The 14,657-nt window shown below is 29.6% G+C and carries 15 protein-coding genes; 6 read left to right on the top strand and 9 right to left on the bottom strand.

The annotated features are described in order from the left end of the window. Positions 1 to 165 precede the first annotated feature (165 nt). The 8 genes from N5D46_RS12620 to N5D46_RS12585 form a co-directional block, all read right to left on the bottom strand. Entirely contained in the window at positions 166 to 405 is a 240-nt protein-coding gene (locus tag N5D46_RS12620; protein ID WP_115001118.1) for a hypothetical protein, read from the bottom strand. A 3-nt stretch (positions 406 to 408) separates the two neighbouring features. Next, complete coding sequence (locus N5D46_RS12615) at positions 409 to 1,254, bottom strand: aldo/keto reductase (RefSeq protein WP_115001120.1); 846 nt, start codon at positions 1,252 to 1,254, stop codon at positions 409 to 411. Positions 1,255 to 1,301: 47 nt separating this feature from the next. Further along, a complete protein-coding gene (locus N5D46_RS12610; protein WP_125349248.1) occupies positions 1,302 to 1,880 on the bottom strand; it encodes a hypothetical protein in 579 nt (192 codons plus the stop codon). Continuing rightward, on the bottom strand, positions 1,840 to 2,022 hold the full coding sequence (locus N5D46_RS12605) for a hypothetical protein (RefSeq protein WP_125349247.1): 183 nt from the start codon (positions 2,020 to 2,022) through the stop codon (positions 1,840 to 1,842). Before N5D46_RS12605 ends, N5D46_RS12610 begins: the two co-directional genes overlap by 41 nt. A gap of 151 nt (positions 2,023 to 2,173) precedes the next feature. Continuing rightward, the gene (locus tag N5D46_RS12600) at positions 2,174 to 3,007 is read right to left on the bottom strand and encodes a hypothetical protein (RefSeq protein ID WP_115001125.1); all 834 of its coding nucleotides are present in this window, start codon (positions 3,005 to 3,007) and stop codon (positions 2,174 to 2,176) included. A gap of 29 nt (positions 3,008 to 3,036) precedes the next feature. Beyond that, complete coding sequence (locus tag N5D46_RS12595; protein ID WP_115001127.1) at positions 3,037 to 3,777, bottom strand: MIP/aquaporin family protein; 741 nt, start codon at positions 3,775 to 3,777, stop codon at positions 3,037 to 3,039. A gap of 12 nt (positions 3,778 to 3,789) precedes the next feature. After that, on the bottom strand, positions 3,790 to 5,292 hold the full coding sequence (gene glpK / locus N5D46_RS12590; protein WP_280050137.1) for a glycerol kinase GlpK: 1,503 nt from the start codon (positions 5,290 to 5,292) through the stop codon (positions 3,790 to 3,792). Between the two features lie 28 nt (positions 5,293 to 5,320). Continuing rightward, positions 5,321 to 6,880: a glycerol-3-phosphate dehydrogenase/oxidase gene (locus N5D46_RS12585; protein ID WP_115001130.1), complete on the bottom strand. Its 1,560-nt coding sequence runs from the start codon at positions 6,878 to 6,880 to the stop codon at positions 5,321 to 5,323. A gap of 133 nt (positions 6,881 to 7,013) precedes the next feature. On the opposite strand from N5D46_RS12585, the gene N5D46_RS12580 reads away from it, so the two are divergent. Continuing rightward, the gene (locus N5D46_RS12580) at positions 7,014 to 7,790 is read left to right on the top strand and encodes a DeoR/GlpR family DNA-binding transcription regulator (protein ID WP_280050136.1); all 777 of its coding nucleotides are present in this window, start codon (positions 7,014 to 7,016) and stop codon (positions 7,788 to 7,790) included. A 79-nt stretch (positions 7,791 to 7,869) separates the two neighbouring features. Here the strand turns inward: N5D46_RS12580 and N5D46_RS12575 are convergent, their stop codons facing one another. Continuing rightward, on the bottom strand, positions 7,870 to 8,472 hold the full coding sequence (locus N5D46_RS12575; RefSeq protein WP_115001131.1) for a DUF4126 domain-containing protein: 603 nt from the start codon (positions 8,470 to 8,472) through the stop codon (positions 7,870 to 7,872). A gap of 327 nt (positions 8,473 to 8,799) precedes the next feature. Between N5D46_RS12575 and udk the strand changes: the two genes are divergently transcribed. From udk to N5D46_RS12550, 5 genes are all read left to right on the top strand, one after another. After that, positions 8,800 to 9,465, top strand: coding sequence for a uridine kinase (gene udk, locus N5D46_RS12570; protein WP_280050139.1), 666 nt, complete (start codon positions 8,800 to 8,802; stop codon positions 9,463 to 9,465). Continuing rightward, on the top strand, positions 9,465 to 9,854 hold the full coding sequence (locus N5D46_RS12565; RefSeq protein WP_115001133.1) for a septum formation initiator family protein: 390 nt from the start codon (positions 9,465 to 9,467) through the stop codon (positions 9,852 to 9,854). The genes udk and N5D46_RS12565 overlap by 1 nt, the downstream gene beginning before the upstream one ends. After that, entirely contained in the window at positions 9,847 to 11,121 is a 1,275-nt protein-coding gene (locus tag N5D46_RS12560; protein ID WP_280050135.1) for a methylmalonyl-CoA mutase family protein, read from the top strand. The genes N5D46_RS12565 and N5D46_RS12560 overlap by 8 nt, the downstream gene beginning before the upstream one ends. A 127-nt stretch (positions 11,122 to 11,248) precedes the next feature. Then, positions 11,249 to 12,415, top strand: a complete 1,167-nt coding sequence (locus N5D46_RS12555) for an RsmD family RNA methyltransferase (protein ID WP_115001137.1) — start codon at positions 11,249 to 11,251, stop codon at positions 12,413 to 12,415. A gap of 62 nt (positions 12,416 to 12,477) precedes the next feature. Continuing rightward, entirely contained in the window at positions 12,478 to 14,655 is a 2,178-nt protein-coding gene (locus N5D46_RS12550; RefSeq protein ID WP_280050133.1) for an FUSC family membrane protein, read from the top strand. Positions 14,656 to 14,657 lie beyond the last annotated feature (2 nt).

Below are 14,657 nucleotides of genomic sequence, written 5' to 3'. Positions count from 1 at the left end.
AAATAAATACATCAAAAAAAAACCTCATAATATACTATTATGAGGTTTTATATTTATTTAGGCGTTCGAGCGGGTTTTCCTCAATATCTTTTCTAATTGATAATTTAACTGAAATAAAAATACATCCAATTAGAAAAGGATACCGCTTCACCTCCTAACGCAAAGTCAATCAAAAATAATTTTTGTTCCTTTACTTATACTATCTTGCATAATAAAATCAATAATCTCTTGATTTATATTTTCTGATAATACAGAACGTTTTTTAAAAATTAATAAATCAGCATAAAATACTGGTGGATGAAAGACTAATTCTCCTGAAACTCGTATAAAAACATTAACGGTCTGATTAGAATAATTAATTAATATTTCTCCTCTAGAAACAATTGAATAAGTTATTTGTTTCATCAATTATTTCTTATTTGCAAAGTAATCTAAAAAATTATTTGGATCAGCACCTGTTCTTTCGTTTGAATTCAATGAATCAATTTTATGAATATCATCCAAAGAAAGTTCAAAGTCAAACAATAAAGAATTTTCTTTTATTCGTTCTGGATTTACACTTTTTGGAATTGTAGCTATCCCTTTTTGTAGATCCCATCTTAAAATAATTTGAGCAACAGACTTATTATATTTTTTAGCTAAACTTTTTAGTATTTCATTTTCTAACAATCTCCCTCTCATCAATGGAGCCCAAGCTTGGTAAGCAATTTGATGATCTTTACAATAATTAACCAATTCTTGTTGAATCAACCTTGGATGAAATTCATTCTGAACAACCATCGGTTTATAAACGCAATTCTTCTGAATTATTTCTAAATGATGTTGCAAACAGTTAGAAACTCCAATAGATTTTACTAAACCTTCTTCATATAAAAATTCTAAAGCTTTCCAAGATTCAATTAATTTATCAGCGACTGGCCAATGAATTAAATACAAATCAATATAATCTAAATTCAGGTTTTTAAGTGATTGATGAAAAGCATTAATTGTTTTATCATATCCCATATCATCTATCCAAACTTTTGTAGTAATAAATAATTCTGAACGATTGATTTTGTAAGAATTAATTGCTTTACCAACTCCTATTTCATTATTGTAATAAGATGCTGTATCTATAAGACGATAACCTTCATCTAAAGCTGAATGAATAGCAGTTATAACCTCATCACCTTCATTCGTTTTATAAACACCCAATCCTAAAATTGGTAAATGAAGACCATTATATAATTTTATTTTTGTGTCTATATCAATCATAATTTGAATTTACGAATGAATTTACAATAAATAAATCTCTTAAAAAACTAGAGACCTAAATATAAATAAGTATTAACACTCATACTTAAAGGTCTAACATCTAAAGACTGTTGTGTTACTCCCCCGTTAATAGATTCTGTTGTAGCAGAAACTGTATGACTATGATCTCCTGCATTTGATGTTTGATAAGTACCTGAAGTATCATCTGCAATATTTGTTAAATTACCATTTCTTGTCATCTCATAAGATGTATTTCCCCTATCTGTATAATTATGATTATGTGACCCTGCAACATTTGTAGAAGCTGATGCAGATAAAGTAACATTTGGAAGCTGACCTCTAGTAAGAGTTTTAGTATTAGAATTTGACAATCCTCCAAGCGTTGTATTATTCTGTACTAAATAAGCATTTGTTGCATCAGGTAAATTAGTAGAAAAACCTAAAACACTAGCTTGTGCTTGCTGAGTAGACATTAAACTACTTACTGAACGTCCGTCCAATTTAACCCAACCATTATGGTCACTAGTAATAAGGCTATACTTAATATCACCAGTTAAATTAGTTGCTACAGCAATTGTTTTCCATTCAGGTGAATTTGAAACACCATTTGATGTAAGTACCTGCACTACCTTGACTTGTAGCATTACCACCAACATTCAATTCATTAGTAACTTGTAAACTACCATTTACATGAAATGTTTTCTGAGGTGTTGAAGTATTAATACCAACCTGTGCAATTGCTATGTCCACAATTAGACTAGCAATCATAATTAATAATTGTTTTTTCATAAAGTTTTAATTATTTGTATTTCAAATTTATACAATTATGTATTATAGTTATTTAACTTTCTTTTTTTTCAGGAAAATAAATAAAAAAAGGGACTAATAAATAGTCCCTTTTATAATTAAATAAAAAATATTAAAAAATATTAAACGCAAGTTGAATATTGCCAGAGTCATTAATTGGACTCCAAGAAGCTGTAGCAGTTATAGGTAATTGATATCTACCAAAATTAAGTGTTTTACCAATAATAAAACCTACGTTTGCTAAACCTGATTTAGGTCCATAAAAGTTTTTTCCTTTATCTTCTTTTTCAGGTGATAAAGCAAATGCTCCAGCAGCATACAAATCTAAATTAACTAATTTACTTTTCACCACAGGATAAGAGGCTTGTACATAAGAAGAATAAAGATTTTTCTCATTTTCAATTCCTCTATCTCTACCATGAATCACAGTAGACCAATATAAATTTAATGGAATTTTATCAGAAATTGTATATGACACAGAAAGATCTAAAAAGTGACCTGTTTTATCTCCATTATATTCAAAAAAATCTTTATTATTCCATGTAGCATTAGTGGAATAATTATAAATATCCCAAAGAGCAAAAGTTAAATTTTTCACTGGAGAATAAGTTACATAATAATCAAATTCTCTATATTCTCCAGTTGTTCCGTATCCTCCCCAAACTCCTGCTTTTAATTTACCATCTGCCGTACCAACTCCTGCATCTATAGCAAAAACGGTAGAATTTGTAACAGCTAAACCTCTCCATAAATGCATTGTTTTTAATTGACCATGTAAATAAAATGGAGATAATTCTTGCTGAAATTCTTCATTTAAAGACACCTTGCTTTTTTCATCCTCATTTATTTTAAGATCTGCAACATCATATGACTGAGAAAAAATACTAACTGGAGTTAAAAAAACAAAAGTTAGTAATATATTTTTTAGTGAAGTTATTTTATTCATGTTGTGTGGTTTTGAAATGAATAATTATATTAACTAGACAAAAAGTTAAATAATAACGCTGCAAAAACAGCTCCTAAAATTGGTCCTAAAATTGGAATCCATGCATATCCCCAATTACTTGAACCTTTACCTTTCATTGGTAAAAGAGAATGCATAATCCTCGGCCCAAAATCACGAGCAGGATTAATTGCATAACCAGTTGTTCCTCCTAAAGATAATCCAATAGACCAAACAACGAAAGCTACTGGTAAAGCACCAACTGATCCTAATCCTAATTTCACTTCTTCTGTACCCGAAGTACCTTTAGCATCAGAAAAATAAAATACACAAAAAACCAATACAAATGTTCCCAAAATTTCAGAAAGGACATTTCTAAAATTATTTGGAATTGCTGCCCCTGTAGAAAAAACACCTAATTGAGAACTTGGATCATCTGAAGAAGCATCAAAATGATCTTTATACATTGCCCAATTTAAAAATGCTCCTATCATCGCTCCTAATAACTGAGCAAGAATAAATAATGGTACTTTAGACCATTCAAATTTATTTGCTAATGCTAAACCTACAGAAACTGCAGGATTTAAATGAGCACCACTCACAGGACCTGCAATTACAACTCCTGCAAAAACAGCCAAAGCCCAACCTGTTGTAATAACAATCCAACCAGAACCATGACCAATTGTCTTTTTCAAAGCAACGTTTGAACAAACACCACCACCTAAAAGTATTAGGACAGCAGTTCCTATTAATTCAGCTGAAAATTCATTCATAATTCAATTGATTTAATCTTCAATCCAATTTTGAGTTCTTTTTACAGCCTTATTCCAGAATTTCAATAAGTCAGCTCTTTTATCTGAATTCATCTCTGGTTTAAAAACTCTATCCTGCTTCCATTGAACTTTTATCTCATCAATATTTTTCCAATATCCAACAGCTAAACCTGCTAAATATGCAGCACCAAGAGATGTAGTTTCCAAAACTTTAGGACGAATAACTTCATTTTCAATCAAATCAGCTTGAAATTGCATTAATACATTATTCGCACAAGCTCCGCCATCTACTCTTAATTCTTTTATTCCCCCTTCAACATCAGATTTCATACTCTTAATTAAATCATCAACCTGAAATGCAATTCCTTGGATAGCTGCTTTGGCAATATGAGCCTGTGTCGTACCACGAGTAATTCCAAAAATTGCACCTCTCGCATATTGATCCCAGTAAGGAGCACCAAGACCTGTAAGAGCTGGTACAAAATAAACACCACCATTATCTTCCACAGATGCAGATAATCTTTCACTTTCTGGTGCAGATGAAATTATTTTAAGACCATCTCTCAACCACTGAATAACAGCTCCTCCTACAAAAACAGAACCTTCTAATGCATAAGTTGTTTTACCGTCTATTTGCCAAGCAACTGTCGTTAATAAATTATTTTTTGAAAAAACTGGTTTTTCACCAATATTCATTAATAAAAAACAACCTGTTCCGTATGTATTTTTAGCCATTCCTTCCTCCACACACATTTGTCCAAATAATGCAGCTTGTTGATCTCCAGCAATACCAGAAATTGGAATTTTAGTTGAAAATAACGTTGTTGATGTTGTTCCATAAATTTCACTACTACTCTTTACTTCAGGTAGCATAGATTTGGGAATATCAAATAAATTTAACAATTCATCATCCCACTCCATTGTATTAATGTTATAAAGAAGTGTTCTTGAAGCATTAGAAACATCCGTAATATGCATTTTTCCTCTAGTAAATTTCCATACAAGCCAACTATCTACAGTTCCAAAACATAATTTCCCTTGTTCTGCTTTTTCTCTTGCTCCATCAACATTATCTAAAACCCATTTAATCTTTGTAGCACAAAAATATGAATCAATAACAAGACCTGTCTTTTCTTGTATAATATCTTTATACCCTTTTTCTTTTAATGAGTCACAGTATTTTGATGTTCTTCTATCTTGCCAAACAATTGCATTATAAATAGGATCTCCTGTTTCCCTATCCCATACTATAGTTGTTTCCCTTTGATTTGTAATACCTATAGCTGCGATATTAGTTCCATTTAAATCTGATTTAGCTACAGATTCAGCAGCTACTGAAGATTGTGTATACCAAATTTCATTTGGATCATGTTCTACCCAACCTGGCTGGGGAAATATTTGCTGAAAATCTTTTTGAGATATCGCTACAATTTCTCCATCATGATTATAAATAATAGCTCTCGAACTAGTTGTACCTTGATCTAATGCAAGAATAAATTTTTCGTGTGTTTCCATTTTTTGTGGTTTTTATTTTTTTTTCTTCTTATAATTGATATATTTTTGCTAATTGAGCAAATTCATTTACTTCTTTTTGAATCCATTGTTCATCTTTACCTAACTCTTGAGCCATAATTGTTGCTACTTTATGAGAAACTTCAACTGCTCCTTTTGCATCTAATAATAAAAGTCGAAGTCTACGAGCTAAAACATCTTCTAATTTATATGCTAATTCATTTCTTACAGCAAAAACAACACAAGCATATGTGTAATCATATTTTGGCAATAATTTTTCAGCATACTGAGGGTTTTCTTTTTCCAATTTCAATATCTCTGATCTATCAGAACCATAAAAATGTAAATCTTTTTCAAAGTTGACATTTTCTTCATATCCATGTATTTTTAATTGCTCAGTTTTACAACTTACTGAAGGAACTTTATTCAATTGAATAATTTTATCAATTGTATCTTGTCCCATTCTTCTAAATGTTGTCCATTTCCCACCTATAATTGTTACTAATCCACTATCAGAAACTAAGATTTTATGACTACGAGAAATCTCTTTAGTGTTTTTCCCTTCACCTTGTGGTGCAGCTAAAGGACGTAAACCAGCAAAAATAGCTTGCACATCATCTTTAGTCGGTTTTCCTACTAAATATTGTTGAGCTGTAGTTAAGATAAAATTAATTTCTTCATCTAAAGCTCGTGGTTCTAATTCTGCATGATCTCTAAGCGTATCAGTTGTTCCTAGAATTAATTTATCATACCATGGTACAGCAAATAATACACGACCATCACTAGTTTTAGGAATCATTAAAGCATTTTCACCTGGCAAGAATTTTTTGTCAATTGTTATATGAACACCCTGACTTGGTCTTACTAGATGAGGTGAATTAGGTTTATCAAATTGCAAAATATTATCAGCATAAACTCCTGTTGCATTAATAACTGCTTTAGCATTTAATTCATATACTTCTTCCGTATCTTCTGTTTTTATTTTTACTCCAGAAAGTTTTCCTTTCGAATCTTTTAAAAGACCTACAACTTTTGTATAATTTAAAACACAAGCACCATTTTCTATAGCTGTCTGAGCTATATTTAGGGCTAATCTTGAATCATCAAATTGACCATCTTGATACACTACTCCTCCTTTTAAACCATTAGGTTTTACTGTAGAAAGTAATTTCAATGTATTTTTTGAATTAACGTATCTTGATTTTCCTAAACTTAATTTCCCAGCTAAAAAATCATAAAACTTTAAACCAACCGTATACATAATATTATCAAAATACGAGTAATTAGGAATTACAAAAGAAGTATTTCTTGTAAGATGAGGTGCATTTTTTAATAATAGACCTCTTTCATGACAAGCCTCTTTTACTAAACCAATATCACCTTGTGCCATATATCGAACCCCTCCATGTAAAAGCTTAGTTGCTTTACTTGAAGTCCCTTTTGCAAAATCAGCTTGTTCAACTAATAAAGTCTTATATCCTCTAGTAGCAGCATCCATTGCACATCCAAGACCAGTAGCTCCTCCACCGATTATTATAACATCCCAATCTTTTGTTGATGCTATTTGTTTTAATAAAGAGCTTCTTTTCATAATAAAAACATTTCGAAATCAAAAATAATAAAAAAAAACAAATAAGAAATAAATAAAAACTATTTTTAATGTAAAAAGAAATAATTATATGTAAAAACTTTATTAAATTTGAGTAGATTTTAAAACATAAATGATGATAGAATTTGAAACAATGGCGCAAAGACATAATTATATTTTAGATCAATTAGAGAAAAATGAAGTCGTTAAAATATCTGATTTAGCAAAAAAACTTGATATATCTATTGTCACAATCAGAAAAGACATTAAAACATTAGAAAACATGAACTTAATATACAAAGCTCATGGTTTAATATATAAAAACAATCCCTATACACAAGATATAAATGTAAACGAAAAAAGCTTATTAAATGTTGAACAAAAGAGAGATATAGCAAAATTTGCTGCATCTTTAATTGAACCAAATGATGCAATTTTAATAGCTTCGGGAACAACTGTTTTACAATTTGCTCAGGCTATAAACGTAACAAATGGAAAGTTAACAGTTGTAACTTCTGCAATGAACGTTGCATTAGCTCTTAGTGGTAAAGCTAATATTGAAGTAATACAATTAGGTGGTGTTGTTCGACCAAACTCTACATCTGTTGTTGGACCTTATGCTGAAGATACATTGAAAAAACTTTCTTTTTCTAAATTATTTCTTGGAATTGATGGTATTGATACAGATTACGGATTAACAACCTCTAATTTACTCGAAGCCAATTTAAATCATCTTATGATAAAAGCTTCTCAAAAAACAATTGTATTAACTGATTATAGTAAATTCGGAAAAAAAGGTTTTGGTAAAATATGTAATCTTAATGAAATTGACCATATTATAACTGACTCTAGAATTACAGAAAAAGCAAAAGAAGATATTGATAACCTTGGAGTAAAATTAACTATTGTTTAATAATATTTCTTTTTGTTTCTTTTAATAAAAAAACCTTGATAACAATTGTTATCAAGGTTTTTTTATTATTATTTTAATTTTAATGCAATAATATATTGTTTTTTCTTTTACTTACATGACTGTAAGCATAATAACAACTGTACAATATAAATAATACAAAGAAGAAACAAAGCACAGGTAAATAAATTGACATAAATATCAAAATTACAGAACAAAGTGTTTCTACTGTACTAATTACAAAATTCCCTTCTCCTCTTGTAGTTATTGTTGATACATCTCTTGCTGCTGTCATAGTTGCAGAAATAAAGAAAGAAACTCCTCCTCCAATAACTATAGCTAATACCCAAGAAAGGTATTCATTAATCACCTCTGGTAATACAATTTTAAAAATAAATATCCCTGCAATTGCAGCTAAGAGCACAGATAATTTATCTAAAAAATTATCTAAAATAGGAATATAATATACTACTATTTCTACAGCGGCTAATAATCCTAAAATCATCATCGTTGTATCAGTTCCAATCCAACTCCAATTATCAGAAATATTTAAATCAATACTTCCTGAATCGGTTAATAAACTTACAATGAAAAGTGGTAAGAATATTCTAAAACCAGTTGCAGCTACTAAACCAATACCTATGAGTATTGGTAAGAGAAAATTTGTTGATAATAATTCGTTCATTTTTTATGTTTTTAACAGTTTTGATTACTTAAATTTACAAAAAAAATACTTAATAATTATCATTTTTTTCTTTCCTTTGCACGCGATTAATAAAATTAGGAAAGTACTGTCAAGTACTTTTTTTGTGTGAAAAAATTTAAATGATTAATTTATACCTAAATAGTCGATTAAAATTAGAATCAAATAATAATTTGATTAACCATACTCTTTTTATTAATCCTAACCTATTCTATACTAAAAAAATAAAAAAACAAGAATCATTCATAAATATTTTAAAATTAGGAAGTAAAATTTTATCTTTAATAAAATTTAATGGATGATCTTGCAATGGAAACAACTAATAATTTAAAAAATAATAAAAAAAAGATGCTAGTAATTGGAATTGCAGGTGGAACAGGTTCAGGAAAAACTACTGTTGTTAATAATATTTTGAGAGACCTAAACGCCGAAAGTGTAATTGTTATTTCGCAAGATAATTATTATAAAGATCATTTGGATTTATCTTTTGAAGAACGCTCAAAAATAAATTTTGATCACCCAAGATCAATTGATTTTGAATTATTAAAAGAACATGTTTCATTATTAAAAAGTGGTATTTCTATAGAGCAACCAGTTTATTCATTTATTACTCACAGCAGAAAAGACGAAACAATTCTTACTCACCCACAAAGTGTTATTATTGTTGAAGGAATTTTAGTTTTAACAGATCCAGAATTAAGAGATTTATTTGATGTTAAAATCTTTGTGCATGCAGATTCTGACGAACGTTTAATTCGTCGCGTACGCCGTGATATACAAGAACGTGGGCGCGATTTAGACGAAGTTTTAACACGTTATCAAAAAACGTTAAAACCTATGCATCAGCAATTTATAGAACCATCTAAAAACTATGCAGACATTATTATTCCGAATATGAAAAAGAAAAATTCTGTCGCAATCAAAGTTTTATCAACTGTAATTAAAGAAAAACTCAACTCGAAAACTACTGTATAATGAAAGAAAAATCGGAAGAAATCTTTGACAAAGAACTTACACCAGAAGTACCGAAAAGAAAAATTAAGGATACACGTGTATTCAAATTTGTTTGGAATCGTTACTTTGTTCTAACGGTTGCGTTTGCTGTTTGGATGATTTTTTTCGACCAAAATTCTTTTTTCGTACATCGCGAGTTGGATAAACAAATCAAATTATTAGAAGTTGATGAACAATATTACCAAGAACACTTGGATACTGAATCTGAAAAATTAAATCAACTAAATAGTAATCCTGCTGAAATTGAGAGAATTGCAAGAGAAAAGCATTTCTTGAAAAAAGATGATGAAGATATTTTTATCATTCAGCAAGAAAAAGTTACGAAGCCGCAAAATAAAGAAAATGAGTAAGTTATTTGAAAATTTTGATTCTATTTCTGAAAAAGAATGGAAAAATAAAGTTCAAGTCGAGCTAAAAGGTTTAGAATATAATGAAACTTTGGTTTGGGGAACGAACGATCAAATAAATGTAAAACCATTATATACAAAGGATGATGTCGATTATTCGGCTGTACAACCATTACCAAAATCCTCAAAAGATTGGAAAATTATTTCGAAATATACAGGAAATAAAAACCAAGATTACAGCTTTTTGTATGGATATTTGATTGATCAAAATCAAGTTAATCCTTCATTAGAACTTCCTAATTATCTAGATTTATTTATTAAATATAATGGAACTTCTGATTTAAAATCGCTTGAAAATCTTCCAAATCTGAAATATTTAGATTTAGATATTTATGGATATTTGGCACAGAATGGACTTTGGCAAAATGATTCAGAAAAAGCATCAAAAGAATTGGTGAAAGAAGCTTTGGCATTGAAAAATTTCGAAAAAGTAATTTCAATTCAAGGAGATGTTTATCAAAATGCTGGAGCAAATCAAGTTCAACAAATTGCGATTACACTTGCACATGCAGTAGAATATTTAGAAAATTTTGGAGCTGATATTGCGGACAAAATTTATTTTAAATTTGCTGTTGGAAGTAATTATTTCTTCGAAGTTGCGAAATTAAGAGCATTTCGCTTTTTATGGAAAATGATTTTGGAGCAATATAATAAAGAAAGTGAAGCATTTATTTTCACTTCAACATCCGATCGCAATAAATCTAAATTAGATATTTACAACAACGTTATTCGCTCTACAATAGAAGCTTCTTCGGCTATCTTCGGATCAAGTGACGCTATTTTTGTTGGATCATATGATGAAGTTAATAAAGAGTCTGATTTTGGATTAGAATTAGCCGCAAAACAACAATTATTGTTACAAAAAGAATCTTATTTGAATCAATTTACTGATCCTGCTGCTGGTTCTTTCTACATTGAAAGTTTGACAAATCAAATGGCTGAAAATGCGTTAGAATTGTTTAAAACAATACAAAATGTAGGAGGTTTTGTAAATGCTTTACAAAATGAAACTATTCAAGATTTTATTTACACAAGCGCGAAAAAAGAGCAAAAAGATTTCGATGAGCAAACCATTAAATTAATTGGTGTAAACAAATTTAGAAACCCTGCAGATGTGATTGAGAAATCGCCAAAAGAAAAAGTGGTAAAACAAGCACTTTTTGTTCCGATTGTTCCAACTCGTTTGGCAGAAAAAGAGGAAAAAAAATAGTTTTTACATGAATTGGATGCCAATTTCATTAAAAGAACTTAATAATATAATCGAAACTTCAGTAGCTGTGATGGATACTGAAGTTTTGTGTTTAATAAAATAATATTTTACGTCAAAAAATAACATTTTGAATCCAACTATTTTAACAAAAGAATTTCAAGATTATCTGAAAATAATCGAACATGAAGACATCAAATCTATAGGTTTGAAAAAATCGTTGTTTGAAGAAATTTCTTCTGCTGAAATTGCACAACAATTGAAAGGAATTCAAGTTTCAAAACATAAATTTCCAACACTTTATTCGACAGAAAATATTTATTTTCCGCCTTCAATTAATTTGGAACAAGCAAGTTCAGAAGCCACAGCAAATTATAAATCAACTTTAGTTAAAGGAAAAAATTTGATTGATTTAACCGCAGGTTTTGGAATTGATACCATGGCTTTTGCAAAGAATTTTGACAAAGTATATCACATCGAACAAAATCCTGAATTGAGTGAGATTGTACAACATAATGCTAAAATTTTAGCGCCAAATTTAGAAACCTATACAGGAACTTTTCAGTCTTTTTTTGAAGAAAATCCTACATTAAAATTTGATGTTATTTATCTCGATCCAGCAAGAAGAAATTCGAGCGGAAGAAAATTTATTTTGGAAGATTTAGAGCCAAATATTTTAGAATGGATTCCAACTTTTTCCGAAAAAACAGAGAAAATTATCATCAAGCTTTCGCCTTTATTAGACATCACTTCTACCCTACAACAAATTGATTCAATTTTTGAAATACACATTGTTGCATTAAAAAATGAAGTGAAAGATTTTCTAATCATTTTAGATAAAAATTCTTCAACAAAAAACCCTTTGATAAAAGCTGTTAATTTAGAAAATAATCAATCCGAATTTTCTTTTCATTTTGAAGAAGAATATAGTGCGAATGCAAGTTTTGGAGGAATTCAACGTTATATTTACGAACCAAATGTTGCGATTCTAAAAACTGGTGCTTTCAAATTATTGAGCGAAAAATTCAATCTTCATAAACTTCATCAGAATACTCATTTGTATACTTCGAATGAACTTTTAGAGAATTTTCCTGGAAAAATTTACTTGATTGAAGAAGAAATTAAAAATCAAAAAAAAGAAATTCTAAAAACAAAAGCGAATTTATTAGTCAAAAATTACAATCAGCCAATAGACGTTATCAAGAAAAAATTCAAAATTATTGATGGCGGTACAACAACTTTAATTTTTACTCAAAGCATTGATGGGTTTCATATTCTAAAAACTTCACGAGTTTAGTTGGGTTTCGAAAAAAGTTGTGTTAATTTTATACAACAATTTTCAACCTTAAAAAATTACACTTGAAAATCATCAATAAAATTGAAAACTTTATCTACGGAGAAGCGCTTTCAGATGGCTTAAAAACTTCCTTAGCGATTATCATTCCGCCTATCGTAGCCAGCTTGTTTGGCGATTTATATGCCGGTGTAACGATAAGTCTTGGTGCAGTTTTAGCACACATGACGGATACACCTGGTCCATTTAAAGAACGCCGAAACCTGATGTGGCTTTCCGTGCTCTTGATTTTCCTTGTTTCATATTTCACCAAAACGATTAACAGTTACCCAATATTTCTAGGTATTTGTTTAACACTTATCGTATTCTTTTCTAACATGTTAACCGTTTGGGGACAACGTACAAGTGCGCTTGGAATGGTCATTATGATGTCAATGGTAATGAATATGAATGATTTACGACATGAGTTAAGTCCTCTTCATATTGCACTTTTTGTGACTGCTGGAGCAGCTTGGTACACTATTTTTAGCCTAGCTATTAGTACCTTTCGTCCTTATCGTATGGCGCAGCAAAACTTAGCTGACACAATGATTCATATTTCTGAATACATTCGAATCAAGGCTTCTATGTTTGATAAAGATTCAAATTACGATGATATTATCAAAAAATTAATCGATGAACATGTTGTAATTAACGAAAAACAAAGTTTAGTTCGTGAATTAGTTTTTTCGAACAAAAAATTGGTAAAAGACCAGACACCAATTGGGCGTTCGATTGTGTTTATTTTCTCTGATTTGGTGGATATATTTGAGAATGTAACAGCAAATCAATACGATTATGTAAAAATTCGAGAAGTTTACGGTGATACAAAAGCAATGCGCAAAATCTATAATTTAATGAATAAATTAGCGCATGAGCTTAAAATGATTGCTTATCATATTAACTCGAACAAACGTCCTAAACAACCTACTTTTGACTTTGAAGTTGAGTTGAAAAAGATTGATGATGCCATCAAAGAATTATATGCAGAAGGACAAAAACCAATCGTTTTATCTAAAATTTATATCAATCTAAAGCAAATTGTTTATAAAATAGAGTTTATCCATAAATTTTTCTATGATGATTCATTCACAGAAAAAAAGAAAAATCCACTGGATCATGCCGAACATTTTGAACCTACAGTTGATTATTCTTTACGAAAATTAAAAGATCATCTGAATCTAAAATCTTCAATTTTTAGACATGCAATTCGTGCATCAATTGTAATGTTATTAGCTTATGGCGTCACATTTATTATTCCGATGACTTACCATAGTTACTGGATTTTGATGACAGTTTTAGTAATTTTAAAACCTGGTTTTAGTGTAACAAAAAAACGAAACTTTCAGCGTTTGAAAGGAACAATTGGCGGTGGATTAGTTGGAGTTTTAATATTATTGATAATTCCTCAACACAGTATCCGATTTGCTTTAATGCTTATTTTCATGTTAATGGCCTACACTTTTATTCGTCACAAATATGCAATTGGTACATTTTACTTAACCGCGTATATTCTTATTTCGTTTAGTTTTTATTCGCAAAAAGATTCATTGTATATTATTCAAGAACGTTTTATTGATACACTTGTTGGAGGATTTATGGCGTTTATTTCGAGTTATTTGATTTTACCAACTTGGGAAAAAAATAATATGAACGAATATATTCAAAAAGCATTGATTGCAAATTATGAGTTTATCTATTTGGTTTTTAAAAAATTAGCCGACAACGAAGTTTCTACAACAGATTATAAATTAGCTAGAAAAGATGTTTTTATTGCAATGGCAAATATTAATTCAGTTTTTCAGCGTGTAATTTCTGAACCGAAAGGAAAACAAGAAAATGCTAACGTACTGAATAAATTCACCATTTTCAATCAATCATTTGTCTCATATTCAGTTGGTTTAGTTAAAATTTTAAAGAAAAACAATTCCGTTATTTTAACTTCAGAACATATTCGATTGATGAAGAAAATTTTGCAATTATTGTTACAAAACATTCGGCTTTATGGCGAATATGAAACAGAAAATTTACCTAAAACAATAGAATTTGGAGAAAAAACTGTTGCATATACTGAAATTGAAACAGAGGCTTTGCAAAATGATTCTGAACTGATTGAAGATCTATTAGAGTATTTATACGAGATTGCTTACGATTTCACAAAAGTTGGTCACGTTTTTGTGAAAGAACAACCGTTAAAAGAATAATA

Origin of the sequence: Empedobacter sp. GD03865, from assembly GCF_029840775.1 — a bacterium.
Taxonomy (GTDB): Bacteria; Bacteroidota; Bacteroidia; order Flavobacteriales; family Weeksellaceae; genus Empedobacter; species Empedobacter falsenii_B.
Note: the sequence above shows the minus strand (reverse complement) of the source record. Positions and strands in the feature narration are given on the sequence as shown.